The sequence below is a fragment of the Klebsiella sp. K4 genome, from assembly GCF_014596785.2.
Lineage (GTDB): Bacteria > Pseudomonadota > Gammaproteobacteria > Enterobacterales > Enterobacteriaceae > Klebsiella > Klebsiella pneumoniae.
The window spans coordinates 2171687-2197479 of the sequence record NZ_CP115021.1; the positions used below are offsets into that span (position 1 = coordinate 2171687).

26 protein-coding genes, 1 other RNA gene and 1 other annotated feature are annotated in these 25793 nt (G+C 56.5%); of the genes, 17 read left to right on the forward strand and 10 right to left on the reverse strand.

Annotation, left to right across the window (positions count from 1 at the left end; genetic code table 11):
• The first annotated feature begins 244 nt into the window (after positions 1–244).
• The 10 genes from IB144_RS10795 (at position 245) to ihfA (ending at position 9108) form a co-directional block, all read left to right on the forward strand.
• Complete coding sequence (locus IB144_RS10795; protein WP_002910030.1) at positions 245–1003, forward strand: YdiY family protein; 759 nt, start codon at positions 245–247, stop codon at positions 1001–1003.
• Between the two features lie 271 nt (positions 1004–1274).
• Complete coding sequence (locus IB144_RS10800; protein ID WP_038431359.1) at positions 1275–1508, forward strand: hypothetical protein; 234 nt, start codon at positions 1275–1277, stop codon at positions 1506–1508.
• A gap of 431 nt (positions 1509–1939) precedes the next feature.
• On the forward strand, positions 1940–3868 hold the full coding sequence (thrS, locus tag IB144_RS10805) for a threonine--tRNA ligase (RefSeq protein ID WP_002910026.1): 1929 nt from the start codon (positions 1940–1942) through the stop codon (positions 3866–3868).
• A gap of 3 nt (positions 3869–3871) precedes the next feature.
• The gene (infC, locus tag IB144_RS10810) at positions 3872–4414 is read left to right on the forward strand and encodes a translation initiation factor IF-3 (RefSeq protein ID WP_004189469.1); all 543 of its coding nucleotides are present in this window, start codon (positions 3872–3874) and stop codon (positions 4412–4414) included.
• Between the two features lie 92 nt (positions 4415–4506).
• Positions 4507–4704, forward strand: a complete 198-nt coding sequence (rpmI, locus tag IB144_RS10815) for a 50S ribosomal protein L35 (protein WP_001124225.1) — start codon at positions 4507–4509, stop codon at positions 4702–4704.
• Positions 4705–4754: 50 nt separating this feature from the next.
• Positions 4755–5111 (forward strand): 50S ribosomal protein L20, encoded by a 357-nt coding sequence (gene rplT, locus IB144_RS10820; protein WP_000124850.1) that lies wholly within the window; start codon positions 4755–4757, stop codon positions 5109–5111.
• Between the two features lie 118 nt (positions 5112–5229).
• Positions 5230–5354, forward strand: a sequence feature (Phe leader region).
• Entirely contained in the window at positions 5235–5279 is a 45-nt protein-coding gene (gene pheM / locus IB144_RS10825; RefSeq protein WP_001386830.1) for a pheST operon leader peptide PheM, read from the forward strand. It overlaps the preceding feature by 45 nt.
• 63 nt (positions 5355–5417) lie before the next feature.
• Positions 5418–6401, forward strand: a complete 984-nt coding sequence (gene pheS, locus IB144_RS10830) for a phenylalanine--tRNA ligase subunit alpha (RefSeq protein ID WP_002909105.1) — start codon at positions 5418–5420, stop codon at positions 6399–6401.
• Between the two features lie 15 nt (positions 6402–6416).
• Positions 6417–8804, forward strand: coding sequence for a phenylalanine--tRNA ligase subunit beta (pheT, locus tag IB144_RS10835; RefSeq protein ID WP_004180374.1), 2388 nt, complete (start codon positions 6417–6419; stop codon positions 8802–8804).
• A 4-nt stretch (positions 8805–8808) separates the two neighbouring features.
• The gene (gene ihfA / locus IB144_RS10840; RefSeq protein WP_002909098.1) at positions 8809–9108 is read left to right on the forward strand and encodes an integration host factor subunit alpha; all 300 of its coding nucleotides are present in this window, start codon (positions 8809–8811) and stop codon (positions 9106–9108) included.
• Between the two features lie 52 nt (positions 9109–9160).
• Here the strand turns inward: ihfA and IB144_RS10845 are convergent, their stop codons facing one another.
• The 3 genes from IB144_RS10845 to IB144_RS10855 are packed head-to-tail and all read right to left on the reverse strand — an operon-like array spanning position 9161 to position 11728.
• Entirely contained in the window at positions 9161–9514 is a 354-nt protein-coding gene (locus tag IB144_RS10845; protein ID WP_002909094.1) for a RidA family protein, read from the reverse strand.
• Positions 9511–10764, reverse strand: coding sequence for a D-amino acid dehydrogenase (locus IB144_RS10850; protein WP_004180373.1), 1254 nt, complete (start codon positions 10762–10764; stop codon positions 9511–9513). Before IB144_RS10850 ends, IB144_RS10845 begins: the two co-directional genes overlap by 4 nt.
• Positions 10765–10813: 49 nt before the next feature.
• Positions 10814–11728 (reverse strand): LysR family transcriptional regulator, encoded by a 915-nt coding sequence (locus IB144_RS10855; protein ID WP_002909089.1) that lies wholly within the window; start codon positions 11726–11728, stop codon positions 10814–10816.
• A 280-nt stretch (positions 11729–12008) separates the two neighbouring features.
• On the opposite strand from IB144_RS10855, the gene IB144_RS10860 reads away from it, so the two are divergent.
• Both IB144_RS10860 and btuC read left to right on the forward strand, forming a co-directional pair.
• Complete coding sequence (locus tag IB144_RS10860) at positions 12009–13442, forward strand: gluconate:proton symporter (RefSeq protein WP_004180372.1); 1434 nt, start codon at positions 12009–12011, stop codon at positions 13440–13442.
• Between the two features lie 121 nt (positions 13443–13563).
• Entirely contained in the window at positions 13564–14550 is a 987-nt protein-coding gene (gene btuC, locus IB144_RS10865) for a vitamin B12 ABC transporter permease BtuC (protein WP_004151850.1), read from the forward strand.
• 36 nt (positions 14551–14586) lie between these two features.
• Here the strand turns inward: btuC and IB144_RS10870 are convergent, their stop codons facing one another.
• A complete protein-coding gene (locus tag IB144_RS10870; RefSeq protein ID WP_002909085.1) occupies positions 14587–15387 on the reverse strand; it encodes a MetQ/NlpA family lipoprotein in 801 nt (266 codons plus the stop codon).
• Positions 15388–15623: 236 nt separating this feature from the next.
• Between IB144_RS10870 and IB144_RS10875 the strand changes: the two genes are divergently transcribed.
• The 4 genes from IB144_RS10875 to selO all read left to right on the forward strand — a co-directional run bounded on the left by IB144_RS10875 (position 15624) and on the right by selO (position 19026).
• Positions 15624–16175 carry a glutathione peroxidase gene (locus IB144_RS10875; protein ID WP_004180371.1) on the forward strand — a complete coding sequence of 184 codons (552 nt, stop codon included), beginning with the start codon at positions 15624–15626 and terminating at the stop codon, positions 16173–16175.
• Positions 16175–16924, forward strand: coding sequence for a vitamin B12 ABC transporter ATP-binding protein BtuD (btuD, locus tag IB144_RS10880; protein ID WP_002909083.1), 750 nt, complete (start codon positions 16175–16177; stop codon positions 16922–16924). The genes IB144_RS10875 and btuD overlap by 1 nt, the downstream gene beginning before the upstream one ends.
• Positions 16925–17005: 81 nt before the next feature.
• Positions 17006–17470 carry an NlpC/P60 family protein gene (locus IB144_RS10885; RefSeq protein WP_002909082.1) on the forward strand — a complete coding sequence of 155 codons (465 nt, stop codon included), beginning with the start codon at positions 17006–17008 and terminating at the stop codon, positions 17468–17470.
• Positions 17471–17583: 113 nt separating this feature from the next.
• The gene (selO, locus tag IB144_RS10890) at positions 17584–19026 is read left to right on the forward strand and encodes a protein adenylyltransferase SelO (protein WP_004184566.1); all 1443 of its coding nucleotides are present in this window, start codon (positions 17584–17586) and stop codon (positions 19024–19026) included.
• Positions 19027–19055: 29 nt separating this feature from the next.
• Here selO and hemP read toward each other — a convergent pair whose 3' ends face one another.
• The 4 genes from hemP to IB144_RS10910 form a co-directional block, all read right to left on the reverse strand.
• Entirely contained in the window at positions 19056–19235 is a 180-nt protein-coding gene (hemP, locus tag IB144_RS10895) for a hemin uptake protein HemP (protein WP_014343179.1), read from the reverse strand.
• Positions 19236–19390: 155 nt separating this feature from the next.
• Positions 19391–20437: a 3-deoxy-7-phosphoheptulonate synthase AroH gene (aroH, locus tag IB144_RS10900; protein WP_004180369.1), complete on the reverse strand. Its 1047-nt coding sequence runs from the start codon at positions 20435–20437 to the stop codon at positions 19391–19393.
• A 154-nt stretch (positions 20438–20591) separates the two neighbouring features.
• A complete protein-coding gene (locus IB144_RS10905) occupies positions 20592–21425 on the reverse strand; it encodes a pyruvate, water dikinase regulatory protein (protein ID WP_002909061.1) in 834 nt (277 codons plus the stop codon).
• A 144-nt stretch (positions 21426–21569) separates the two neighbouring features.
• Entirely contained in the window at positions 21570–21689 is a 120-nt protein-coding gene (locus tag IB144_RS10910) for a hypothetical protein (RefSeq protein WP_002909058.1), read from the reverse strand.
• Between the two features lie 75 nt (positions 21690–21764).
• On the opposite strand from IB144_RS10910, the gene ppsA reads away from it, so the two are divergent.
• Positions 21765–24143 carry a phosphoenolpyruvate synthase gene (ppsA, locus tag IB144_RS10915; RefSeq protein ID WP_002909055.1) on the forward strand — a complete coding sequence of 793 codons (2379 nt, stop codon included), beginning with the start codon at positions 21765–21767 and terminating at the stop codon, positions 24141–24143.
• An 86-nt stretch (positions 24144–24229) separates the two neighbouring features.
• Here the strand turns inward: ppsA and rprA are convergent.
• Both rprA and ydiK read right to left on the reverse strand, forming a co-directional pair.
• Positions 24230–24337, reverse strand: an RNA gene (gene rprA, locus IB144_RS10920) — antisense sRNA RprA.
• 188 nt (positions 24338–24525) lie between these two features.
• Positions 24526–25638: an AI-2E family transporter YdiK gene (gene ydiK / locus IB144_RS10925; RefSeq protein WP_004148729.1), complete on the reverse strand. Its 1113-nt coding sequence runs from the start codon at positions 25636–25638 to the stop codon at positions 24526–24528.
• Positions 25639–25793: the final 155 nt, after the last annotated feature.

The following is a 25793-nucleotide window of genomic DNA, read 5'->3' on the forward strand; positions in this document are numbered from 1 at the left end:
GAAATAAAGATTGTTTCCGGAGCTGTCTTATTCAAAAAACGAAAGAGTAAGTGATTGCTATGTTATTCGTGCTTTTTTATAATTTGCTACCTTTCTTAGGACCTGCACTCCGCGATCCTCGCGAAAGTTTCCGGGACCCTCAGGTCTCTTTTATGTTGTACGGACGCTAAATTCAATGAGCCGGCGAGATTATGCCTGTTCATCATTTGTACTGTCCTAAAAAAATGTATTTTAGAGAGTTATAATGAAGCTTTTAAAGACAGTACCCGCAGCGGTTATGCTGGCGGGGGGGCTTTTTGCGTCTGTTGGCGCAATGGCCGATGATTCTGTATTTACCGTCATGGATGACCCTTCCGCTGCCAAAAAACCGTTCGAAGGGGTGGTTAACGCAGGCTACCTGGCGCAGTCCGGCAACACCAAGAGCTCTTCGATGACGGCGGATTCCACCCTGACCTGGTATGGTAATACCACCGCCTGGTCGCTGTGGGGCAACGCCAGCAACACGTCGTCCAATGATGAGCGATCCTCAGAAAAATATGCTGTCGGCGGACGTAGCCGCTACAACCTGACCGATATGAACTATGTCTTTGGTCAGGGTAGCTGGCTAACAGACCGCTACAACGGCTATCAACAGCGCGATGTTGTGACGGCGGGCTATGGTCGTCAGATCCTCAACGGGCCGGTGCACAGTCTGCGGTTTGAATTCGGTCCTGGCGTTCGCTATGACGAATATACCGACGGGGATACTGATACCCAGCCGCTGGGTTATGCTTCGGGTACCTGGGCCTGGCAGATGACCGATAACGCCAAATTTTCGCAAGGGGTATCGGTGTTCGGCGCCGAGGACACCACGGTCAACTCAGAGAGCGCGTTAAACGTGGCGATTAACGCCCATTTCGCCCTGAAGGTCGCCTACAACGTGACCTGGAACTCTGAGCCGCCTGCGTCCGCGCCGGAGCATACCGATCGCCGGACCTCGCTCTCCCTCGGGTATAAGATGTAATATTTCAGGCCGGGTTTTCCCCGGCCTGTTCGTTTTGGTTTTAGCAATTAGTGATATTATTTTTTCTGGCCGTTCGTTTTACTTTTTGTAAAAAGGAAATAGCCCTCCATTTTTTCTCCATTATTCACGAGCGCCTGACAAATATTCATTCTATTTGACACAAATAGCTAAATATTCGACGGACAAATATGTGATCTGGATCTATACTAACAAGCACTGACCGGAGGGCGACATTGCCCGGTCTGATTTCCGTAATAAGAGAATTAACATCATGAAAAACAATCGTTATACCATCGCAGCCCTGGCGCTGTGCGTGCTTTCTTTTGGCGCATCAGCCGCCACGCCCGTTCCGCCATCGGGTCATCAGGATCATACCCAGGTAGGTATCGCCAAAGCCACTGATGTTGAGGCTGGTTCGAATATTGCGCCCGGCGCTCCTACCACCGGAAAATCCATGAGCGACGCCTTTAATGTGCATACGCTGGTGGCCGGCGAGTGGTCTTAATATTGCAGGCTATCGTTTCGCGGGTGGTCTAATAAGCCGGGTTAAGTGGTACCGGTTTAATGGCCCGCGGTATACATTCAGCAGGTAATATCTCTACCTCTCTTTTATCATGTCCGAATAATATCGTCCGGCGCCATTGGCCAATATTACCGCGCCACATCGCTTATATTCTGCTTTTTATCCGTGGCCCTCTTGTTTTCTCCGCATTCCGCCATCATTTATGCTGTTGCGGCTTTAATCACGTACCAATGATGTGTAAACTACTCCCCGGTGTTATCAGCAGGCGGCTGCAGGGGGGAGCGATCGTTCCGGTCGTGCTCCTATTTTCGCAGAGTGAAGCGGGAACTGCGCCTTAACCTGATGATAATTATGATTATATAGTTTTGTATGTGCTCTTTCGTGCGGGGCACCACTGCAAATAAGGACATAAAATGCCTGTAATTACGCTTCCTGATGGCAGCCAACGCCATTTTGACCACGCAGTTAGTCCGATGGATGTCGCGCTGGATATCGGTCCAGGCCTGGCGAAAGCCACCATTGCCGGGCGGGTAAACGGTGAACTGGTAGACGCCTGTGACCCGATCGAATCCGATTCCACTCTCTCTATCATCACCGCGAAAGATGAAGAAGGGCTGGAGATCATTCGTCACTCCTGCGCGCACCTGTTAGGCCATGCCATCAAACAGCTGTGGCCCAACACCAAAATGGCTATCGGTCCGGTTGTCGATAATGGTTTCTACTATGACGTAGACCTCGACCACACCCTGACCCAGGAAGATATCGACGCGCTCGAAAAACGTATGCATGAGCTCGCCGAGAAAAACTACGACGTCATCAAGAAGAAAGTGAGCTGGCATGAAGCGCGTGAAACCTTCGTGAAACGCGGCGAAAGCTATAAAGTTTCTATTCTTGATGAAAACATTGCCCATGATGACAAGCCTGGCCTGTATCATCATGAAGAATATATCGATATGTGCCGCGGTCCGCACGTACCGAACATGCGCTTCTGCCATCACTTTAAGCTGATGAAAACCGCCGGAGCCTACTGGCGCGGCGACAGCAACAATAAAATGTTGCAGCGTATCTACGGCACCGCGTGGGCAGATAAAAAAGCGCTGAATGCCTACCTGCAGCGTCTGGAAGAAGCCGCCAAGCGTGACCACCGTAAAATCGGTAAGCAGCTCGACCTGTATCACATGCAGGAAGAGGCGCCGGGGATGGTGTTCTGGCACAATGACGGCTGGACCATCTTCCGTGAACTGGAAACGTTTGTTCGTTCTAAACTGAAAGAGTACCAGTATCAGGAAGTAAAAGGTCCGTTCATGATGGACCGTGTGCTGTGGGAAAAAACCGGCCACTGGGACAACTACAAAGATGCGATGTTCACCACCTCTTCTGAGAACCGTGAATACTGTATCAAGCCGATGAACTGCCCGGGTCACGTGCAGATCTTCAACCAGGGGCTGAAATCCTACCGCGACCTGCCGCTGCGTATGGCGGAATTCGGTAGCTGCCACCGTAACGAACCGTCTGGCGCGCTGCATGGTCTGATGCGCGTTCGCGGCTTTACCCAGGATGATGCGCATATCTTCTGTACTGAAGATCAGGTTCGCGATGAAGTGAACGCCTGTATTCGTATGGTCTACGATATGTATAGCACCTTTGGCTTCGAGAAGATCGTCGTCAAACTGTCGACTCGCCCGGAAAAACGTATCGGTAGCGACGAGACCTGGGATCGCGCGGAAGCGGATCTGGCGGTGGCGCTGGAAGAAAATAACATCCCATTTGAATATCAACTGGGTGAAGGGGCGTTCTACGGCCCGAAAATTGAATTTACCCTGTATGACTGCCTCGATCGTGCATGGCAGTGCGGTACCGTACAGCTGGACTTCTCTCTGCCGCAGCGTTTAAGCGCCTCCTATGTGGGCGAAAACAACGAGCGTCAGGTGCCGGTCATGATTCACCGTGCGATTCTCGGTTCTCTGGAGCGCTTCATTGGCATCCTGACCGAAGAGTTCGCAGGCTTCTTCCCAACCTGGATTGCACCAGTGCAGGTAGTGGTCATGAATATTACCGATTCTCAGGCTGAATACGTTAACGAATTGACGCGTAAACTACAAAATGCGGGCATTCGTGTAAAAGCAGACTTGAGAAATGAGAAGATTGGCTTTAAAATCCGCGAGCACACTTTACGTCGTGTCCCGTATATGTTGGTCTGTGGCGACAAAGAAGTCGAAGCCGGCAAAGTGGCCGTGCGCACCCGTCGCGGGAAAGACCTCGGCAGCATGGACGTAAATGAAGTGATCGAGAAGCTGCAACAAGAGATTCGCAGCCGCAGTCTTCAACAACTGGAGGAATAAGGTATTAAAGGCGGAAAACGAGTTCAAACGGCACGTCCGAATCGTATTAATGGCGAGATTCGCGCCCAGGAAGTTCGCTTAACAGGTCTGGAAGGTGAGCAGCTGGGAATTGTGAGTCTGAGAGAAGCTATCGAAAAGGCTGAAGAGGCTGGAGTAGATTTAGTTGAAATCAGCCCTAACGCCGAGCCGCCAGTTTGTCGTATCATGGACTACGGCAAGTTCCTTTATGAAAAGAGTAAGTCTTCTAAGGAACAGAAGAAGAAGCAGAAAGTTATCCAGGTTAAGGAAATTAAATTCCGCCCTGGTACTGATGAAGGTGACTATCAGGTAAAACTCCGCAGCCTGATTCGCTTTCTCGAAGATGGCGATAAGGCCAAGATCACGCTGCGTTTCCGCGGTCGTGAGATGGCCCACCAGCAGATCGGTATGGAAGTGCTTAACCGCGTGAAAGACGATCTGGTTGAACTGGCAGTAGTCGAATCCTTCCCAACGAAGATCGAAGGCCGCCAGATGATCATGGTGCTCGCTCCTAAGAAGAAACAGTAAGGCCATCAAGAAACATTTCCGGTGGGCTTCGGCTCACTGGTTTTGTTCGCCTTTGTTTCGTTTATTAACAATGCGAAGTGGAAGTTATTAAAATGCCAAAAATTAAGACCGTACGCGGTGCTGCTAAGCGCTTCAAAAAAACCGGTAAAGGTGGTTTTAAGCACAAGCACGCTAACCTGCGTCACATTCTGACTAAAAAAGCTACCAAGCGTAAACGTCACCTGCGTCCGAAAGCCATGGTTTCCAAAGGCGATCTGGGCCTGGTTATCGCGTGCCTGCCGTACGCATAAGTCGTTAACGTTTAACTTTTTTAACTTAGAATAGATACAGGAGAGCACACATGGCTCGCGTAAAACGTGGTGTAATTGCACGTGCACGTCACAAGAAAATTTTGAAACAAGCTAAAGGCTACTACGGTGCGCGTTCTCGCGTATACCGCGTTGCCTTCCAGGCTGTTATCAAAGCTGGTCAGTACGCTTACCGTGACCGTCGTCAACGTAAACGTCAGTTCCGTCAACTGTGGATTGCACGTATCAACGCAGCAGCACGTCAGAACGGTATTTCTTACAGCAAATTCATCAATGGCCTGAAAAAAGCCTCTGTTGAAATCGACCGTAAGATCCTGGCTGACATCGCTGTATTCGACAAAGTAGCGTTCACCGCTCTGGTCGAAAAAGCGAAAGCAGCTCTGGCATAAGCCAGTTGAAAGAGGGAGCTTGTCTCCCTCTTTTCGTTTCAACACCATCAATACATTGACTTTTATCGGCGCAGGCTTTTCAATACAGCTCTGACGTTTCTTACCAGACAAGGTAATGCAAGCATGAATGCTGCTATTTTCCGCTTCTTTTTTTACTTTAGCACCTGAACTCAGGGGGCTTGCGCGTGAAAGAAGAAACGGAAAACAGCGCCAGAAAGCCTCCCCTGTGGAGGCTTTTTTCGTATATGGATTCGGAATATTAATTTCACTATAACCGGTGTCTGCACCGACATAATGAGGAAAACCATGTCACATCTCGCAGAGCTGGTTGCCAGTGCCAAGGCAGCCATTAACGAGGCATCAGATGTTGCTGCGCTGGACAACGTCCGCGTGGAATACCTGGGTAAAAAAGGGCATCTGACCCTGCAAATGACCACCCTGCGTGAGCTGCCGCCGGAAGAGCGTCCGGCAGCCGGTGCGGTCATCAACGAGGCGAAAGAGCAGGTGCAGCAGGCGCTGAACGCGCGTAAAGCTGAACTGGAAGGCGCAGCGCTGAATGCGCGTCTGGCCGCAGAGACCATTGACGTCTCGCTGCCGGGTCGCCGCATTGAAAACGGCGGCCTGCATCCGGTTACTCGCACCATCGACCGTATTGAAAGTTTCTTCGGTGAGCTCGGCTTTACCGTGGCGACGGGCCCGGAAATCGAAGACGATTACCACAACTTCGATGCGCTGAATATTCCGGGTCACCATCCGGCGCGCGCTGACCACGACACTTTCTGGTTCGATGCCACTCGCCTGCTGCGTACGCAGACCTCCGGCGTGCAGATCCGCACCATGGAAAACCAGCAGCCGCCTATCCGTATTATCGCGCCGGGCCGCGTCTATCGTAACGACTACGATCAGACCCACACCCCGATGTTCCATCAGATGGAAGGTCTGATCGTTGATAAAAATATCAGCTTCACCAACCTGAAAGGGACGCTGCACGACTTCCTGAACAACTTCTTTGAAGAAGATCTGCAGGTCCGCTTCCGTCCGTCCTACTTCCCGTTCACCGAACCGTCTGCGGAAGTTGACGTGATGGGTAAAAACGGCAAATGGCTGGAAGTGCTGGGCTGCGGGATGGTGCACCCGAACGTGCTGCGTAACGTGGGTATCGATCCGGAAGTCTACTCCGGCTTCGCCTTCGGCATGGGCATGGAGCGTCTGACCATGCTGCGCTATGGCGTCACCGATCTGCGCGCGTTCTTCGAAAACGATCTGCGTTTCCTCAAACAGTTTAAATAAGGGCAGGACAGAACAATGAAATTCAGTGAACTGTGGTTACGCGAATGGGTTAACCCGGCGATCGACAGCGAAGCGCTTTCCGATCAGATCACCATGGCGGGCCTCGAAGTAGATGGCGTTGAGCCGGTCGCCGGCAGCTTCAACGGCGTCGTAGTCGGGGAAGTGGTGGAGTGCGGTCAGCACCCGAACGCCGACAAACTGCGCGTCACCAAAGTCAACGTCGGCGGCGAACGCCTGCTGGACATCGTCTGCGGCGCGCCAAACTGCCGTCAGGGGCTAAAGGTCGCGGTAGCCACCATCGGCGCCGTGCTGCCGGGCGATTTCAAAATCAAGGCCGCGAAGCTGCGCGGCGAGCCGTCTGAGGGGATGCTGTGCTCCTTCTCCGAGCTGGGTATTTCCGACGACCATAGCGGTATCATCGAGCTGCCGGCAGATGCGCCCATCGGCACCGATATTCGCGAATACCTCAAGCTTGACGATAACACCATCGAAATCAGCGTCACGCCAAACCGCGCCGACTGCCTGGGCATCATTGGCGTGGCGCGCGATGTCGCTGTCCTGAACAAAGCGCCGCTGAACGCGCCGGAAATCACGCCGGTTGCCGCGACGATTGACGACGTGCTGCCGATTCAGGTTGACGCGCCGCAGGCTTGCCCGCGCTATCTGGGGCGCGTGGTGAAAGGTATCAACGTCAAAGCGCCGACGCCGCTGTGGATGAAAGAGAAGCTGCGCCGCTGCGGGATCCGCTCCATCGACGCGGTGGTTGACGTGACCAACTATGTACTGCTTGAGCTGGGCCAGCCGATGCACGCCTTTGACCGCGACCGTATTGAAGGCGGGATCGTGGTGCGCATGGCGAAAGAAGGTGAAACCCTGGTCCTGCTCGATGGCTCTGAAGCAAAGCTCGACAGCGACACGCTGGTCATTGCAGACCATAACAAAGCGCTGGCGATGGGGGGGATCTTCGGCGGGGAACACTCCGGCGTTAACGACGAAACCCAAAACGTGCTGCTGGAATGCGCGTTCTTCAGCCCGCTGTCCATTACCGGCCGCGCGCGCCGTCATGGCCTGCACACCGATGCCTCTCACCGCTATGAGCGCGGCGTCGATCCGGCCCTGCAGTATAAAGCGCTGGAGCGTGCAACCCGTCTGCTGATCGACCTCTGCGGCGGTGAAGCCGGCCCGGTCATTGACGTTACCAGCAAAGAGAATCTACCAACACGCGCCACCATTACGCTGCGTCGCAGCAAGCTGGATCGCCTGATTGGCCACCATATCGACGACGCGCAGGTCACCGACATTCTGCAGCGCCTCGGCTGCGAAGTGACGGTTGGCGAGGGCGAATGGCAGGCGGTTGCGCCGAGCTGGCGTTTCGACATGGAGATCGAAGAAGATCTGGTTGAAGAAGTGGCTCGCGTTTACGGCTACAACAACATTCCTGACGAGCCGGTGCAGGCGGGTCTGATCATGGGAACCCACCGCGAAGCGGACCTGTCGCTGAAGCGCGTGAAAACGCTGCTGAACGACAAAGGCTATCAGGAAGTGATCACCTACAGCTTCGTCGACCCGAAAGTCCAGCAGCTGATCCACGCCGGGGAAGAGGCGCTGATCCTGCCAAGCCCGATCTCCAGCGAAATGTCGGCGATGCGCCTGTCGCTGTGGACCGGCCTGCTGGGCACCGTGGTCTACAACCAGAACCGTCAGCAGAGCCGGGTGCGCATCTTTGAGAGCGGCCTGCGCTTTGTGCCGGACACCAATGCGCCGCTGGGCATTCGTCAGGATGTGATGCTGGCTGGGGCGATCTGCGGCAACCGCTACGAAGAGCACTGGACACTGGCGAGAGAGACGGTCGATTTCTATGATCTGAAAGGCGATCTGGAAGCCGTTCTGGATTTAACCGGAAAATTAGCGGATATCGAATTCCGTGCTGAAGCGACCACCGCGCTGCATCCGGGACAATCCGCAGCGATTTATCTTAAAGGTGAACGCATTGGTTTCATTGGGGTTGTTCATCCTGAGCTGGAACGTAAACTGGATCTGAACGGTCGCACTCTGGTGTTCGAACTGGAGTGGAACAAGCTCGCAGACCGCGTGGTGCCTCAGGCGCGCGATATTTCCCGCTTCCCGGCGAACCGTCGCGACATCGCGGTGCTGGTCGCGGAAAACGTGGCTGCCGCCGATGTTTTAGCCGAATGTAAGAAAGTTGGCGTAAATCAGGTAGTTGGCGTAAACTTATTTGACGTGTACCGTGGTAAGGGTGTGGCGGAAGGGTATAAGAGCCTTGCGATTAGCCTGATCCTGCAGGATACCAGCCGTACACTCGAAGAAGAGGAGATTGCCGCTACCGTTGCCAGATGTGTAGAGGCATTAAAAGAGCGATTCCAGGCATCATTGAGGGATTGAACCTATGGCGCTTACAAAAGCTGAAATGTCAGAATATCTGTTTGATAAGCTTGGGCTTAGCAAGCGGGATGCCAAAGAACTGGTCGAGTTGTTTTTCGAAGAGATCCGTCGTGCTCTGGAAAACGGAGAACAGGTCAAACTCTCCGGGTTCGGCAACTTCGATTTGCGGGATAAAAACCAACGCCCGGGACGTAACCCGAAGACGGGGGAGGATATTCCCATTACAGCCCGGCGCGTGGTGACCTTCAGACCCGGTCAGAAGCTGAAAAGCCGTGTCGAAAACGCGTCGCCGAAAGACAAATAATCTGAACTAATTAAAAAGGCCGCATTGCGGCCTTTTTCTTTTCTGTCAATCTTTACGCTTTGACGGCGGTGAGCATGATCTCCACCAGGATTTCTGGTCGCGCCATCTCCGCCTGCACGGCCGCTCGCGCCGGGCTATAGCCTTCCGGCATCCATTGCACCCACACCTCATTGAATGCGGCAAAGTCACGCTCGATATTTTTCAACCAGATCTGCGCGGAGAGAATGTGCTGCTTATCGCTCCCGGCTGCGGCCAGCAGCGCGTCGATCTTCTCCAGTACTTCACGGGTTTGTAAAACGATATCGTCTTCATTGCTTTTTGGCGTCTGCCCGGAGAGGAACAGCAGATCGCCATACGCAACGCTGGCGGCAAGACGAGGTTGTGGATTATTGCGAATAATTGTCATGCGGTTTGTTTCCATGTGAGACCTTCTAAAGAAATGTCTGGCATCTGATTGTCGATTAACGCGCCCAGCACCACCGCGCTGCCGGCGGCGAGAGTAAAGCCGAGGCTACCCTGGCCGAGGTTCATCCACAGGTTGGGGTAGCCGGCGCGCCCCAGCATCGGCGGGCCGGCTGGCGTTGACGGGCGCATGCCGGTCCAGACTTCGGCCTCGTCCAGCCCCTCCAGTTCAGGAAAGCTGCGGGCGACGATGTTTTTCAGCGCCTGAATGCGGCTTTCGCGCAGTTCGTCGCCGTCGTAGCCGATGTCCACCATCGCCGCGATACGCAGCTGTTGGCCAAGGCGGGCATAAACGATTTTGTGCCCGTAGTCGGTGACGCTGATGTCAGGGGCAATACCTGCTTTTTCAGGATAGGGCAGGGTCAGGCTGTACCCCTTCAGGGCGCACAGCGGCACGCGAACTCCCAGATGCCCAAGCAGAGAACCACTGCCGTTACCGGCGGCGACGACATACTCATCGCCGGTGAGGGTCCCCTGACTGGTCTCCAGGCTGCTGATGCGTCCCCCGCGCTTATGGAGTCGCCGCACCTCACACTGGGTCAGCAGGCTAAAGTCGCTGCTGGCATTGAGCTTGTCGAGCAGGGCAAGGCAGAACTGATGACAATCTGCCGTTTCATCGCCTGGCGAATAGATTCCGCCCTGCAGAGAAGGACTAATATGTTTGAGCGCCGGCTCCAGCTGCAGGCAGGCTTCAGCATTCAGCGCCTGCTGATACTGAGGATCAATCCCTTTTGCTGCTTTATTAAAATCATATTCGCGACGATGGATAATTAATTTTCCGCTGCGCCGCCAGTGGAAATCGGCAAGATTATCCTCATCCCGCCACGCCTGCATGACCTGACGGCTGAGCAGCGACAGGCGTAAAATATGGTCGCCATTCATTTTATTGGTCTGGTTATTACAGGCGCGCAGAAACTGCAGCAGCCAGCGCCACTGCTGGAGAGACATCCTGAGACGCATATTCAGCGGCGAATCGGCTTTGCCCATCCATTTCATTCCCTGCAGAGGAACGCCGCTGTCGGCAAGGGGGGCGACGTAGCGGTAACTTAATTGTCCGCCGTTGGCAAAACTGGTGGCGCTGCCCGGTTCGGCATTGCGCTCCAGTAATTGCACCTGATGGCCGCGCTTGATCAGTTCCCAGGCCGTGGCCAGACCGACCACGCCGCCGCCGATAATGACAATGCGTTTGTTCATAACCCGATATATCCACCGCTGATAAATTTATCGGGTTATGTCAAAGCATTTACCCCAGCGGCGCAATTGACTTTTTATGGTCAGGGTATAACCGCAGGTTAATCTCCTTGAGCTGCTGGCGCAGACGCTGGCAGAGAAAATCGACGAACTTTTGCGCCATCGGGCTCAGGGAAACGTCGGCCCGGCGTAACAGACAGAGGTTAATCGCCATCGGCGGCGTAATGGGATGGATCATCTCCGGGGCCAGGTTGTGCTGGGCGGAAAAGATATCAGTGATGCTGCAGCCCATGCCGCGCTTCACGAACTCGGTGGCCATATAGTAGGTCTGGACGTTTAGCCGGGTGGTGGAAAAGTCGCGACGGGTGGCGATGGCGGCAGAGAGCGAGTGCGGTCCCGGCGAGATCCAGCGCTGCTGGTCGATCTGGTCGATCTCCACCGCCCCCTGACGATAATGACGGTCGATGTACACCAGCGGTACTTCGGCAATCAGGGTGGTCAGGATCTCCCCCTGCTGTACCGGCTGTAGCGTCAGCGCCAAATCTATCTCGCGCAAATCCAGTTTTTTGACCAGCGTCTCGGTGTGCTCGGTAGTGAGCGTCATCACCAGGTTGCTGTTTTGCTGATAAAAGTCGGTCACCAGCTCCGGCACCAGGCTTAACCCCAGGCTTGGCAGACAGCCTAAAGTGATCTTGGCGCGCGGATCGCGAGCCAGGTTGTCGGCCAGCAGGCGCAGGTTGTCCAGGTCCTGATAAATGCTCTGCGCTTTTTCGAAAAGTGTGATCGCCTCGCTGGTCGGCAGCAGCTTGCCGCGCACCCGCTGAAACAGGGTAAAACCCAGCTTCATTTCGGCGCTTTTTAACGCTTTGCTGGCCGCGGGCTGGGAGATATTGAGCGCTTCCGCCGCTCGCGATAAAGAGCCGCAGGTCATGACGGCATAGAAGATTTCCAGATGACGCAGTTTCATGAACAGTTAACTCAGGGTTATAGCCTACCGATAAAAAGTCATTTTCTACTAACACTAAGTTAACATAGATTTAATCACCAATCAGCGCATTGGTTACATCTTGTGCTGTAGACCCCGCCCAATGGCGGCATATTACGCTCTCAGAATCGTTTCCTTTGTACCCAAACAAACCCTCAGGCCGCGGCCAATCAATAATGAAAAAGAGGGAGGATATTTTCTGAGCAGGCCCCCATACACCACCTGACCATCATGGTCGGATTGATTGGCATTAAGGAGTGTTATGAGTGACTCAACGCTCACAGGCAATGCGCCTGTCAGACAAAATATCACGCGGAAAAACGTTATTATTGGTCTGTTATTGCTGCTGTTCGTGTTGATCGCGCTGTGGTGCCACGGTCGACCAGGCAGCGAGCTTGGTCTGCTGGGATTTACGCCGCTGGTGGCGCTAGCGATATTATCGCTGATCGGCGTTGATATTGTGCTGGCGGTCATCTCCTCGATTATTATCGCCATGATAATGACCTCGACCGGCCTGCCGGAAATGGGCACGATGCTGGCGAAATCCACCGGGTCATTTATTGCCACCGTTGGGCTTATCATTATGCTCGGCGCCGGCGTGGGGGAAGTGGCCACCCGCACCGGCGCAGCGGTTGAGCTGGTAAAATTTGTCGTCCATCGCATCGGGTTGTCGAGTCAGACGCGGGTGAAATTCGGCATTGTGGCGTCATCGATTTTAATTTGCGGTTCGCTGGGCACTATGGCCGGTGGCAATGCCATTATCGTGGCAGTAATCATTCCGGTGGCGGCAGCGGTACGCTTGACGCCGCCAACGGTCGCCGCGCTGATGATGACCGCCGGTTCCGTTGGGCTGTTTACCGGGCCTTTCACCCCCAGTACCGTGACGATCCTCAGCCTCGGTGGGTTGAGCTATCCGGACTATCTGCTGTACGTTGGTCTGCCGATGAGCGCGGTCACGCTGCTGGCCGGCTGGGTAATGGCGGGACGGATCCAGAAGATGACCGAAGGCAAACTGCGCTATGACGTCGATCTCGCGGAAAAGCCGCAAGAGGATCTCAGCGCCGCGCAGCAGCGTCGGCGTAAATTAAGCGCGCTGGCCTTCGCGGCGACCATCATCGTGATGGCGATCGTTGGCGTGGTGATTAAAGCCGGCTTCAGCTTCGCGATAATCGTGATGCTGCTGGTGGCCCTGATGACCGGCCTGGTAGGCGGCCTGCGACCGACGCAGATCCTTCAGGCACTGTATCACGGCTGCGGCCGTCTGGTGTGGATGTTTATTCTCTACTGGCTGTACAACCCGATCCTTGAGCTGATGGATGGCCTGCACGCCTATCAGGGGCTGCTGGAGTATACCCAACCGCTGCTGGAGGGGATCTCCCCGGCCTGGCTGTGCTTTAGCATCTTCGCGTTCAATATTATCGGCCATGTGCCCGGTGCGGCGGTGGCCCAGATGACCTTTACTCATAAAATCTTTGGCCCGATGCTGATGGCCGCCGGCGTGCCGCCCCAGGGGACCACCGCCGTGCTGCTGGCCTCATCCCAGGTGGACTGGTTCGGGCCGTTTCCCTCATCAGATATGTTCGGCCAGATGGGGCTGGCGCAGTCTACTCATCTGAAATATATGCTCTATAACGGCTGGGCAATCGTGGTGGCGAACATCATTCTCTTTGCGCTGCTGTTTCAGCTTCTGGTGTAAAGCGGGATGGTCGACGCGGGGGAGCCTCCTCCGCGTCGACGTTTGGTCGTGAGGTTTTCCTTTTCTCACCGCGACAGCCACCGTAAAATCAGCCTCTTGTTCCCACTGCGTAATGGAATCTATGCTGACTCTCGCCCATCTTCAACAGCGCCGTAGCCGGCGTTGGCTCTTCGGATTAACGCTGTTGCTGCTGGTCACCCTGCTGATCAGCCTGTGCGCGGGGGAGCAATGGATCCCGCCCGGCGAGTGGCTCAGCGCCAAAGGTCAGCTGTTTATCTGGCAGATCCGCCTGCCGCGAACCCTGGCGGTGCTGCTGGTGGGGGCGGCGCTGGCGCTCTCCGGGGCGATTATGCAGGCGTTGTTTGAAAATCCTCTGGCGGAGCCGGGGCTGCTGGGGGTCTCCAACGGCGCGGGCGTCGGGCTGATTGCCGCCGTCCTGCTGGGCAAAGGAGTCTTGCCCGGCTGGGCGCTCGGCCTGTGTGCCATCTTTGGCGCGCTGCTGATCACTTTTATTCTGCTGCGTTTCGCCCGCCGCCATCTGTCTACCAGCCGTCTGCTGCTGGCGGGGGTGGCGCTGGGGATCATCTGCAGCGCCCTGATGACCTGGGCAGTCTACTTCTCCACCTCTTTTGACCTGCGTCAGCTAATGTACTGGATGATGGGCGGGTTTGGCGGCGTCGACTGGCAACAGCTGTGGCTGATGATAGCCCTCCTGCCGGTGCTCTGCTGGGTCTGTCTGCAGTCGCAACCCCTGAATTTACTGGCGCTGGGCGAAGTCTCCGCTCGTCAGCTTGGGCTGCCGCTGTGGCTGTGGCGCAAATTACTGGTGGTGGCGACCGGCTGGATGGTCGGCGTTAGCGTGGCGCTGGCGGGGGCGATTGGCTTTATCGGTCTGGTGATCCCGCATATTCTGCGGCTATGCGGCTTGAGCGATCACCGGGTGTTGCTCCCGGCCTGTATGCTGGCCGGGGCAAGCGCCTTGCTGGGGGCGGATATCATTGCCCGGCTGGCGCTTTCCGCCGCAGAGCTGCCGATTGGCGTGGTGACGGCGACCCTGGGCGCGCCGGTCTTTATCTGGTTGCTGCTGCGTTCGCGGGGGCGGGGATAGCGCGGCGCCGTCGGCAGGGACGGCGCCGGTTCAGGCTTACCAGCCTTTGATCGCGTCGCCTTTGTAGACTTCCTTCGCTTTTTCCGCGACTTCGCTGGTCTGGAAGGCGGCTTTTAATTCCTGAATTTTCTTGCTGTCCTTATTATCCTCGCGGGCGACTATCGCATTCACGTATGGGGAATCCGGCCCCTCCATAAACAGACCGTCGCGGGCGGCCGACAGGCCCGCCTGGGCGGAGAAGTTGGTGTTAATGATTGACAGGCTGACGTTCGGATCGTCAAGGGTACGGGTCAGCTGCGGGGTATCCACTTCAACAATTTTCAGCTGTTTCGGATTGTCGATGATATCCAGCGTGGTGGGTAAATAGCCGACGCCCGGTTTCAGCTTGAGTAACCCCTGCGCCTGAAGCAGCAGCAGGCTGCGGCCCAGGGTGGTGGTTTCATTAGAGATGGTCACCGTCGCCCCTTCGGGCAGTTCGCTGATATTTTTGATCCGGTGAGAATAGGCGGCGATAGGGAAGACAAAGGTTTTACCGACCACCGCAAATTTATAGCCGCGTTCTTTCGACTGCGCCTCAAGGTACGGCAGGGTCTGGAAGGCGTTGGCATCGACATCTTTGTTGTTCAGCGCTTCGTTGGGCAGCACATAATCATTGAAGGAGACCACTTCGACGTCGAGGTGGTATTTATCCTTCGCCACCTGCTCCACCACTTTCCAGATGGCTTCGTCCGGCCCGGTATTGATAGCGACTTTTACTTTATTATCTTCATCCGGGGAGCAGGCGCTCAGCAGGGCGACAGAGGTGGCGATTAACGCCAGGCTAAACAACTTCTTCATCACTAAAACTCTCTTAAATTAACAAGTAACGAAACCATATTACATTCATGGAACACTGTACACGGAAATGGTCGACGGCCCAATTGAGAGGATTTCATGTTGCCGGCGGCCAGCGAAGCGCTGTTACATCATGCGACAACTCGGGGGGAATGGCAGTAGAATGGCGGGCGCTGAATCCGCTACAGTAGAAAGGGATCACCTTCACCGGAAACCGGTTTATCCATTGAGGACAGGCTATGCAACATGACATTCTGAATACCGAAGTGACGACCATTGATGGCGAGAAAACCACCCTGGCATCCTTTGCCGGCAAGGTGCTACTGATCGTCAATGTAGCCTCGAAATGCGGCCTGACGCCGCAGTATGAGCAACTCGAGGATCTGCAAAAGCAGTTTGCCGCCGAGGGCTTCAGCGTGCTGGGGTTCCCCTGCAACCAGTTCCTCGGCCAGGAGCCGGGCAGTGAAGAGGAGATTAAGACCTTCTGCAGCACTACCTACGGCGTCACCTTCCCGCTGTTTAGCAAAATTGACGTCAACGGTGAACATCGCGCGCCGCTCTATCAAAAACTGATTGCCGCCGCGCCGAAAGCGGTGGCCCCGGAAGGCAGCGGTTTTTATGAGCGGATGGCCAGCAAAGGCCGGGCGCCGCTGTATGTGGACGACATTCTGTGGAACTTCGAAAAATTCCTCATCGATCGCCAGGGCAACGTCATTCAGCGCTTCTCTCCGGATATGACGCCGGACGATCCGCAGCTGGTGGCGGCGATTAAAGGAGCGCTGGCGCAATAATGTCGTTTCTGATGCAGCTACAGGATGTAGAAGCGGCGGGGCGCCTGGCCCCGTTTTCTGCGGCCTTTCGCGCCGGGGAGATTGTCCATCTGGTGGGGCCGAACGGCGCAGGGAAGAGCACGCTGCTGACCCGCATGGCGGGGCTGTCCGACGGCCCCGGCACGGTTCATTTTAACGGCCGGCTGCTTGACGAGTGGCCGGCGAGGGAGCTGGCGCGCCGTCGCGGATATCTGAGTCAACACCAGACCCCGCCGTTCGCCATGCCGGTATGGCACTACCTGGCGCTGCATATGCAGCAGCAGGGTGATAGCGCCCGTCTGAGCGATATCGCGGCCAGGCTTGGTCTGGACAATAAGCTGGGCCGTCCGGTCAATCAGCTGTCGGGCGGCGAGTGGCAGCGCGTGCGGCTGGCGGCAGTGATCCTGCAGATCGATCCCTTGAGTAATTCCGCGGGTCAGCTGCTGCTGCTGGATGAGCCGATGAACAGTCTGGATGTGGCCCAGCAGGCGGCGCTGGATCGGCTGTTACACGAGCTGAGCGCGGCGGGGATTGCGGTGGTGATGAGCAGCCACGATCTCAACCATACCCTGCGCCACGCCGGTCAGAGCTGGCTGCTCTGCCAGGGGGAAGCCATCGCCTGCGGGGAGACCGCCGAGGTGCTGAATGAGGAAAATTTAACCGCCGCCTATGCGATCCCGTTCCAGCGCGTTGAGGTGGCCGGTCATATTATGCTCATCGCGTCACAGTAGCACGCAGTTATCTTGTCACTATATTGATAAACAAGCTAAATTATTGCGATAAAGAGACTAGGGACAGAGGGATCATCTGAAATGCGCTTCTGGTTCATGTTGGCGGCGGCGTTAATTTTAGCCGGCTGCAGCAGCCATCGGGCACCGCCGCCGAATCCTCGGCTGGCAGACTCCATTACGGTGGTGGCGAATCTGAACGAGCAGCTGCGCAGCTGGCGCGGCGCGCCGTATCGCTACGGCGGCATGACGCCGCGCGGCGTTGACTGCTCCGGCTTCGTGGTGCGCACGTTTCGCGATAAATTTGCCCTCCAGCTGCCGCGTGAAACCCGCGAGCAGGCGGAGATCGGCACCCGCATCGATAAGCGCGATCTGCTGCCCGGCGATCTGGTGTTCTTCAAAACCGGCTCAGGGGAGAGCGGTTTGCACGTTGGCATCTACGATACCGACAACCAGTTTATTCACGCCTCCACCAGCCAGGGCGTCACCCGTTCCTCGCTGGATAACGTCTACTGGAACAAAAAGTTCTGGCAGGCGCGGCGAATCTGACGTCATTCAGAAGCAAGAGGGAAGCGAACGCTTCCCTTTTTTATGCCGATAACCCTGCACTCCGCCCGTGTTAATCCGCTGTTCCAGGCACTACACTGGAGAGAGGAGGAACCATGACCCTTTCTTTTACCACCCACTGGCGGGATGAACTGCCGGACTTTTACACTTCCCTGTCACCAACGCCGTTGGATAACGCCCGACTCATCTGGCGCAACGCCCCGCTGGCGCAACAGCTGGGGGTGCCCGACGCCCTGTTTGCGCCTGAAAGCGGGGCCGGTGTGTGGGGCGGCGAAGCGCTGCTTCCGGGCATGTCGCCGCTGGCGCAGGTATACAGCGGCCATCAGTTTGGCGCCTGGGCCGGCCAGCTGGGCGACGGACGCGGGATCCTGCTCGGCGAGCAGCAGCTGGCGGATGGCCGCCGTTACGACTGGCATCTGAAAGGCGCCGGCCTGACTCCTTATTCGCGGATGGGGGACGGCCGCGCCGTGCTGCGCTCGACGATCCGGGAAAGTCTGGCGTCGGAGGCGATGCACGCTCTGGGGATCCCGACGACGCGCGCCCTGGCGATGGTGACCAGCGATACCCCGGTCTACCGCGAGCGCGTGGAGCCCGGCGCGATGCTGATGCGGGTGGCCGAGAGCCATGTGCGCTTCGGCCATTTCGAACATTTTTACTATCGCCGTGAGCCGCAGAAGGTCCAGCAACTGGCCGACTATGTTATTCGCCACCACTGGCCGCAGCTGCAGGATGAGGCGGACAAGTACCTGTTATGGTTCCGTGACATTGTCATGCGTACCGCGCAGACTATCGCCAGCTGGCAAACCGTGGGCTTTGCCCATGGGGTGATGAATACCGACAACATGTCGATTCTTGGTCTGACCATCGACTACGGCCCGTATGGCTTCCTTGACGATTTCCAACCGGACTTCATCTGCAACCACTCCGATTATCAGGGGCGCTACAGTTTTGAAAACCAGCCGGCGGTGGGGCTGTGGAATCTGCAGCGTCTCGCCCAATCGCTGTCGCCGTTTATCAGCGCTGAAGCGTTAAACGCGGCGCTGGATGAGTATCAGCACGCCTTGCTGACCGCTTATGGCCAGCGGATGCGCGATAAACTCGGCCTGTTCAGCCAGCAGAAAGGGGATAACGACCTGCTGGACGGGCTGTTTGCCCTGATGATCCGCGAGAAGAGCGACTATACCCGGACGTTCCGCCTGCTGAGCCACAGCGAACAGCTCAGCGCCGCTTCGCCGCTGCGCGATGAGTTTATCGACCGCGCGGCCTTTGACAGCTGGTTTGCCGGGTATCGTGCGCGGCTGCGTGATGAACAGGTGGACGACGCGCAGCGCCAGCAGAGGATGCAGGGCGTGAATCCGGCGCTGGTGTTACGTAACTGGCTGGCGCAGCGGGCGATCGAGCAGGCTGAGGCGGGCGATATGGGCGAGCTGGAGCGCCTGCATGCCGCGCTGGCAGACCCCTTTACCGATCGCGAGGACGACTACGTCCGCCGCCCGCCGGACTGGGGGAAACGTCTGGAAGTCAGCTGCTCGAGCTAACTTGCCTCGCCCCGCGTTCAGCGGGGCGCTTACTTGGTCAGAATTAACTTCCCGGCGTGGGTCTGGCGCAGCAGATAGCGCTGGCCGCCATGCTCAATCACTACTCGTCCTTCGCTGCCTAACAGAACCCGACTGCTGATCTCTCTGTCCGTCGCCACGGGATAAGGGGCATTGTCTTTTGGTTTTTCAGCTGTGGCAGTGTTATCCATACGCGTCATAGCTCTCAAAATAAAAATCAAGGCAACAATGATAATCATTATCAATAATGTTGTTTTTGACGGCAAGCGTTATTTATCGTGTTACCGGATTTGGTAGGGGAGTCAGCGAAGAGAATTGCCCGCCGCAGGCGCGGCGGGCGGAGCGATTACAGGCGGGTGGCGGTGGCCGCAGCCAGCTCGCTCAATAATCTTTCGCTGTCTTCCCAGCTCAGGCAGGGGTCGGTGATCGACTGGCCCCAGGTCAACGGCTGGCCGGGGACCACTTTCTGAGTGCCTTCCTGCAGGAAGCTTTCGGCCATAATCCCGGCGATGGCGGTGGAGCCCGCGCGAATTTGCTGACAGATATCGGCGCACACCTCCAGCTGACGGCGGTGCTGCTTCTGGCAGTTGCCATGGCTGAAATCAACGACCAGCTGTTCCGGCAGATCGAATTCACGCAGCGCCTCGCCGGCGGCGGCGATATCCTCGGCGTGATAGTTTGGCCGTTTGCCGCCGCGCATAATGATGTGCCCGTACGGGTTGCCGCTGGTCTGGTAAATCGTCATCTGCCCCTGCTTGTCCGGGGAGAGGAACATATGGCTGGCGCGGGAGGCGCGGATGGCGTCCACCGCGATGCGCGTATTGCCGTCGGTGCCGTTTTTAAATCCAACCGGGCAGGAGAGCGCTGAGGCCATTTCACGGTGGATCTGGCTTTCAGTGGTGCGCGCCCCGATGGCCCCCCAGCTGATGAGATCGGCGATAAACTGACCGGTCACCATATCGAGAAACTCGGTGGCCGTCGGTACCCCCAGCTCATTAACCTGCAGCAGCAGGCGCCGCGCCAGCTCAATTCCGTGGTTGACCCGGTAGCTGCCGTTGAGGTCCGGATCGGAGATTAAGCCTTTCCAGCCCACCACGGTACGCGGTTTTTCAAAGTAGGTGCGCATCACGATCTCCAGCTGCGGCTGGTAGCGCTCGCGCATGCCCTGCAGGCGGCGGGCATACTCCAGCGCCGCGTCGGTGTCGTGAATGGAGCAGGGGCCGATAATCACCAGCAGTCGGCGGTCTTCGCCGTTGAGGATTTTTTCAATTCGGCGGCGGGAGGCCGAGACGTGGGCAGCCACGTCGGCCGTCACGGGATGGCGCTGGGCCAGCTCCGCGGGCGTTACCAGGCTCTCAATGCGCGCGGTACGCAATTCGTCTGTTTTATTCATTGGGGTCTCAAAAATCTGTTTCTTCCGCGGCGAAAATGCCGGGAAGTGATGCGCATCACGATAAACCAATCCCTGCTTATTGCAAGAGCAGGGCATGATCCTGTATAGGCCACGGGTGATAGCATAAACAAATTTTTAATAATGTACTAGTGTATTAGTACATTCTGCGATTCAGCCCCATGATGTCCATGATTTTTGTCGCTATTTCCTCAACGGAATAGTTGGTGCTGTTCAGGCAGGGGATTTTATTCTTGCGATACAGGGCCTCCACTTCGGTCACTTCCATCCGACACTGGCGCAGCGAGGCGTAGCGGCTGTTCTCCCGGCGCTCCTCGCGGATCGCCGCCAGACGCTCCGGATTGATGGTCAGGCCGAACATCTTATGCTGCAGGGGTTTCAGCGAGGCCGGCAGCACCAGATTGTCCATATCGTCGGCGATAAACGGATAGTTGGCGGCGCGAATACCGTACTGCATGGCGAGATACAGACTGGTGGGTGTTTTGCCGCAGCGCGAGACGCCGAGGAGGATCACCTGCGCCTGGTCGAGGTTGCGCAGCGAGATGCCATCGTCATGGGCGAGGGTATAATCGATGGCGGCGATACGCGCATCGTATTTAATCAGGTTGCCGGGGTTGAGGCCGTGGGTGCGGTGGGCCACCGGCGTCGGGTCGAGGTTGAGCTCCTGCTGCAGCGGGGCCACCAGCGCCTGTACGATATCCTGACAAAAGCCTTCGCTTTGCAGAATAATGTCGCGTATTTCCGGGATGACGATGGAGTAGAACACCAGCGGGCGAATACCCGTTTGCTGATAAATGGCGTCGATCTGCTCCTTTACCGCCCGCGCGCGGCTGATATTTTCCACAAACGGCAGGGTTACGCTGCTGATGGCGACCGGGAATTGCGACATCACGGCATGCCCCAGCACCTCCGCCGTAATGGCGGTACCGTCAGAAATATAAAATACGTGGCGATCTACAGCACTTTCCATTTTGACCATCCGGTATAATGAGTTTAATTGCCTGAAAGCGGATATTAAATTTAAGCATATCCCTGTTTGATTTGTCTCTTGTTAAAATTGAAACGCTATTTTTGTTTTTTATGAAAAGGGTGGTTCATTTTCTTTTTGTCGCCGTTATTTCCAGCGTTTTTCATCAGAATTCCTAAAAATCATCAAGTTAGCAATATCGGGGGAACAGTCCGAAAAATGAAAAAATAATTTGCTTGAACGATTCACCGTTTTTTTCAGCTTCATAAATATGTCAGGATAATCCTGCAGTCGATCGTGAAATTTTTTTCACTGGTATTAAATCACAAAAGGATTGTCTCGATGTCCAACAATGGCTCGTCACCGCTGGTGCTTTGGTATAACCAACTCGGCATGAATGATGTAGACAGAGTTGGGGGCAAAAATGCCTCCCTTGGTGAAATGATTACGAATCTGTCCGGTATGGGTGTTTCCGTACCTAACGGGTTTGCCACCACCGCTGATGCTTTCAATCAGTTCCTGGACCAAAGCGGTGTTAACCAGCGCATCTATGCGCTGCTGGATGAAACCGACATTGACGACGTTTCCGCATTAGCGAAAGCGGGCGCGCAGATCCGACAGTGGATCATCGATACCCCCTTCCAGAGCGAACTGGAAAACGCGATTCGCGATGCTTATGACCTGCTGTCCGCCGATGACGCCGAGGCCTCATTCGCCGTGCGCTCTTCCGCCACCGCGGAAGATATGCCGGACGCCTCCTTCGCCGGGCAGCAAGAGACATTCCTCAACGTGCAGGGCTTTGACGCCGTGCTCGTTGCCGTGAAGCACGTGTTTGCTTCGCTGTTTAACGATCGCGCAATCTCCTACCGCGTGCATCAGGGTTACGATCACCGCGGCGTGGCGCTCTCCGCCGGGGTGCAGAGGATGGTCCGCTCCGATCTGGCCTCCTCCGGCGTCATGTTCTCCATCGATACCGAATCCGGCTTTGACCAGGTGGTGTTTATCACCTCGGCGTGGGGTTTGGGCGAGATGGTGGTGCAGGGCGCGGTGAACCCGGACGAATTCTACGTCCACAAACCGACGCTGGCCGCTGGCCGTCCGGCGATCGTGCGCCGCACCATGGGGTCGAAAAAGATCCGTATGGTTTACGCGCCGACCCAGGAGCACGGTAAACAGGTGCGTATCGAAGATGTGCCGCAGGCGCAGCGCGATATTTTCTCGTTAAGCAACGAGGAGGTGCAGGAGCTGGCGAAGCAGGCGGTGCAGATCGAGAAGCACTACGGCCGTCCGATGGATATCGAGTGGGCGAAAGATGGCCACACCGGTAAGCTATTTATCGTCCAGGCGCGTCCTGAAACCGTGCGTTCCCGCGGCCAGGTGATGGAGCGTTATACCCTCCACGCTCAGGGGCAGATCATCGCCGAAGGGCGCGCCATCGGCCACCGCATTGGCGCCGGTCCGGTCAAGGTGATCCACGATATCAGCGAGATGAATCGCATTGAGCCAGGCGACGTACTGGTTACCGACATGACCGACCCGGACTGGGAACCGATCATGAAAAAAGCCTCGGCGATTGTCACCAACCGCGGCGGGCGTACCTGTCACGCGGCGATTATCGCCCGTGAGCTGGGGATCCCGGCAGTGGTCGGCTGCGGCGATGCTACCGATCGCATTCAGGAAAATCAGAATGTCACCGTCTCCTGCGCCGAAGGCGACACCGGCTATGTCTACGCCGAGCTGCTCGACTTCAGCGTCAAGAGCTCCAGCGTAGGCGACATGCCGGATCTGCCGCTGAAGGTGATGATGAACGTCGGCAACCCGGATCGCGCGTTCGACTTCGCCTGCCTGCCGAACGAAGGCGTCGGTCTGGCGCGGCTGGAATTTATCATCAACCGTATGATTGGCGTTCATCCGCGCGCGCTGCTGGAGTTTGACGACCAGGAGCCGGGCCTGCAGAACGAAATCCGCGAGCTGATGAAAGGCTACGATTCGCCGAGAGAGTTCTACGTTGGCCGCCTGACCGAAGGGATCGCCACCCTCGGCGCCGCTTTCTATCCGAAACGGGTGATCGTGCGTCTGTCGGACTTCAAATCGAACGAATACGCCAACCTGGTGGGCGGCGAGCGCTATGAGCCGGAAGAAGAGAACCCGATGCTCGGCTTCCGCGGCGCCGGACGCTACGTTTCCGAAAGCTTCCGCGACTGTTTCGCCCTTGAATGCGAAGCGATGAAGCGCGTGCGTAACGACATGGGACTGACCAACGTTGAAGTGATGGTCCCCTTCGTCCGTACCGTCGCCCAGGCGAAAGCGGTGGTCGAAGAGCTGGAGCGTCAGGGGCTTAAGCGCGGCGAGAACGGGCTGAAGATCATTATGATGTGCGAGATCCCGTCGAACGCCTTGCTGGCGGAGCAGTTCCTCGAGTACTTCGACGGCTTCTCCATCGGTTCGAACGACATGACCCAACTGGCGCTCGGTCTGGACCGCGATTCCGGTGTGGTTTCTGAGCTGTTTGATGAACGCAATGACGCGGTGAAAGCCCTGCTGTCGATGGCCATCCGCGCGGCGAAGAAACAGGGTAAATACGTCGGCATCTGCGGCCAGGGGCCGTCTGACCATGAGGATTTCGCCGCCTGGCTGATGGAAGAGGGGATTGATAGCTTGTCCCTGAACCCGGATACCGTGGTACAAACCTGGTTAGGTCTGGCGGAACTGAAAAAATAAGTTCGCCCTGACAGGACCGATCCCCGGCAGCGATGCCGGGGATTTTTTTTACCGGTGTCAGGCTATCTGGTGTCGTGATGCGCAGGGCAAAAAAAAGCCCATCGTGGGAGATGGGCAAAGACTACACACAGCAATTCGTTGTTTCACTCAGGGGATTTCCATGCTTATAAATCAAGGTGTTGATTTATAACCGTGAGCTAATAGTAGGCAGCGGGGCCTTTGCCGTCGATCAGATTCCTCTCAATAGTTAAATTGTTGTGAAGGACCGGGGGAGGAAAGCGAGGTGAAGGGCGCGCGGGGCCAGCGCATTGCCGGCGATCAATAAATTTTGCTTAACAATATGCGGGCAAAGAAACAGGCGGGTCTCCCCGCCTGCCAGGCATTACTTGCGACCGGCCTCCAGCTCACTAAGCTCTTCAAGGACGACGTCAGGGTCTTTCGGCGGCGGCGGCACCTCATGCACCCAGGCGTCATACAGCCGCCAGGAGACGGCGAGCAGCACCGGACCGATAAACAGGCCGATCATGCCGAAGGCGATCAGGCCGCCAATGACGCCGGTGAGGATAAGGATCATTGGCAGGTCGGCGCCCATGCGGATGAGCACCGGACGAATAACGTTGTCCATGGTGCCGACTACGCAGCTCCACACCAGCAGCACGGTGCCCCAGGTGGTGTCCCCGCTCCAGTAAAGCCAGATAATCGACGGCACCAAAACCAGTAAAGGGCCGAGCTGAACCAGACAGGTAAAGATCATCACCACGGTCAGCAGAGCGGCGTAGGGCACGCCGGAGACGGCAAGGCCAATCCCGCCCAGTACCGCCTGAGTGAGGGCCGTGACCACCACGCCCAGCGCCACGGCGCGCACGGCCTGGCCGGCCAGCAGCACCGCGGCGTCGCCGCGTTTGGCCGCGAGGCGCGTGGCGAAGTAGCGGAAACCATAGGCCACCTGCTCGCCGCGCCAGTAGAGCAGCGCGCTGAACAGCAGCATCAAACCGCAGTAGACCAGCAGCTTGCCGATGTGCGCCGCCTGACCGACAAACCAGCTGGTGGTGGTGCCAATATAGGGACGAACCTTGGCCATAATCGCCGAGCCGCCCATATCCAGCAGACCGTGCCAGGCGGAGTACAGTTTATCGCCGACCAGCGGTACGCTGTTGAGCCAGGCGAAATCCGGCAGCGTCACATTTCCACTGCTGATGAGTTTGATCAGCGGAACGCTGTTATCCACCAGGCTGTTGACCAGCAGAGCGATAGGAATAACGAATAGCAGAAACAGCAACAGGGTCATCGCCAGCACCGCCAGCAGTCGTTTGCCGAACAGCACACGCTGCAGACGCAGCAGCACCGGCCAGGTGGCGATCACCACCGTACCGGCCCAGGCGAAGGACAGAATAAACGGCTGCACAACCCACAGGCAGGATATGATAATCAGGGCCAGGAACAGCACCGACAGCAGTATTTGCGGAATGTCCCGAGGCTGATGGGGATTAATCATAGAGAAATTTTACCTTTCCAGTCGCGCCAAACAGCTGGCGCCGCGTAAATCCATATACTGATAATAATATCAATAATTTTGCCGGGCTGATTTTGCACAGAAAACACGTGGGCGCATATGAAAAAAATGTGATAAAAAGTTGAATGCGCTACGCA

Bases quoted from the DNA above. Each gene is read 5' to 3' on its own strand.
- IB144_RS10910 (WP_002909058.1), bottom strand. From the start codon at position 21,689: ATGAAGCTGAAAAAAACGGTGAATCGTTCAAGCAAATTATTTTTTCAT.
- IB144_RS10795 (WP_002910030.1), top strand. From the start codon at position 245: ATGAAGCTTTTAAAGACAGTACCCGCAGCGGTTATGCTGGCGGGGGGG.
- pheS (WP_002909105.1), top strand. From the start codon at position 5,418: ATGTCACATCTCGCAGAGCTGGTTGCCAGTGCCAAGGCAGCCATTAAC.
- thrS (WP_002910026.1), top strand. From the start codon at position 1,940: ATGCCTGTAATTACGCTTCCTGATGGCAGCCAACGCCATTTTGACCAC.
- aroH (WP_004180369.1), bottom strand. From the start codon at position 20,437: ATGAATAAAACAGACGAATTGCGTACCGCGCGCATTGAGAGCCTGGTA.
- IB144_RS10870 (WP_002909085.1), bottom strand. From the start codon at position 15,387: ATGAAGAAGTTGTTTAGCCTGGCGTTAATCGCCACCTCTGTCGCCCTG.
- pheT (WP_004180374.1), top strand. From the start codon at position 6,417: ATGAAATTCAGTGAACTGTGGTTACGCGAATGGGTTAACCCGGCGATC.
- rplT (WP_000124850.1), top strand. From the start codon at position 4,755: ATGGCTCGCGTAAAACGTGGTGTAATTGCACGTGCACGTCACAAGAAA.
- ihfA (WP_002909098.1), top strand. From the start codon at position 8,809: ATGGCGCTTACAAAAGCTGAAATGTCAGAATATCTGTTTGATAAGCTT.
- IB144_RS10845 (WP_002909094.1), bottom strand. From the start codon at position 9,514: ATGACAATTATTCGCAATAATCCACAACCTCGTCTTGCCGCCAGCGTT.
- btuD (WP_002909083.1), top strand. From the start codon at position 16,175: ATGTCGTTTCTGATGCAGCTACAGGATGTAGAAGCGGCGGGGCGCCTG.
- rpmI (WP_001124225.1), top strand. From the start codon at position 4,507: ATGCCAAAAATTAAGACCGTACGCGGTGCTGCTAAGCGCTTCAAAAAA.
- IB144_RS10875 (WP_004180371.1), top strand. From the start codon at position 15,624: ATGCAACATGACATTCTGAATACCGAAGTGACGACCATTGATGGCGAG.
- btuC (WP_004151850.1), top strand. From the start codon at position 13,564: ATGCTGACTCTCGCCCATCTTCAACAGCGCCGTAGCCGGCGTTGGCTC.
- IB144_RS10860 (WP_004180372.1), top strand. From the start codon at position 12,009: ATGAGTGACTCAACGCTCACAGGCAATGCGCCTGTCAGACAAAATATC.
- selO (WP_004184566.1), top strand. From the start codon at position 17,584: ATGACCCTTTCTTTTACCACCCACTGGCGGGATGAACTGCCGGACTTT.
- hemP (WP_014343179.1), bottom strand. From the start codon at position 19,235: ATGGATAACACTGCCACAGCTGAAAAACCAAAAGACAATGCCCCTTAT.
- IB144_RS10850 (WP_004180373.1), bottom strand. From the start codon at position 10,764: ATGAACAAACGCATTGTCATTATCGGCGGCGGCGTGGTCGGTCTGGCC.
- ppsA (WP_002909055.1), top strand. From the start codon at position 21,765: ATGTCCAACAATGGCTCGTCACCGCTGGTGCTTTGGTATAACCAACTC.
- ydiK (WP_004148729.1), bottom strand. From the start codon at position 25,638: ATGATTAATCCCCATCAGCCTCGGGACATTCCGCAAATACTGCTGTCG.
- IB144_RS10855 (WP_002909089.1), bottom strand. From the start codon at position 11,728: ATGAAACTGCGTCATCTGGAAATCTTCTATGCCGTCATGACCTGCGGC.
- IB144_RS10885 (WP_002909082.1), top strand. From the start codon at position 17,006: ATGCGCTTCTGGTTCATGTTGGCGGCGGCGTTAATTTTAGCCGGCTGC.
- IB144_RS10800 (WP_038431359.1), top strand. From the start codon at position 1,275: ATGAAAAACAATCGTTATACCATCGCAGCCCTGGCGCTGTGCGTGCTT.
- IB144_RS10905 (WP_002909061.1), bottom strand. From the start codon at position 21,425: ATGGAAAGTGCTGTAGATCGCCACGTATTTTATATTTCTGACGGTACC.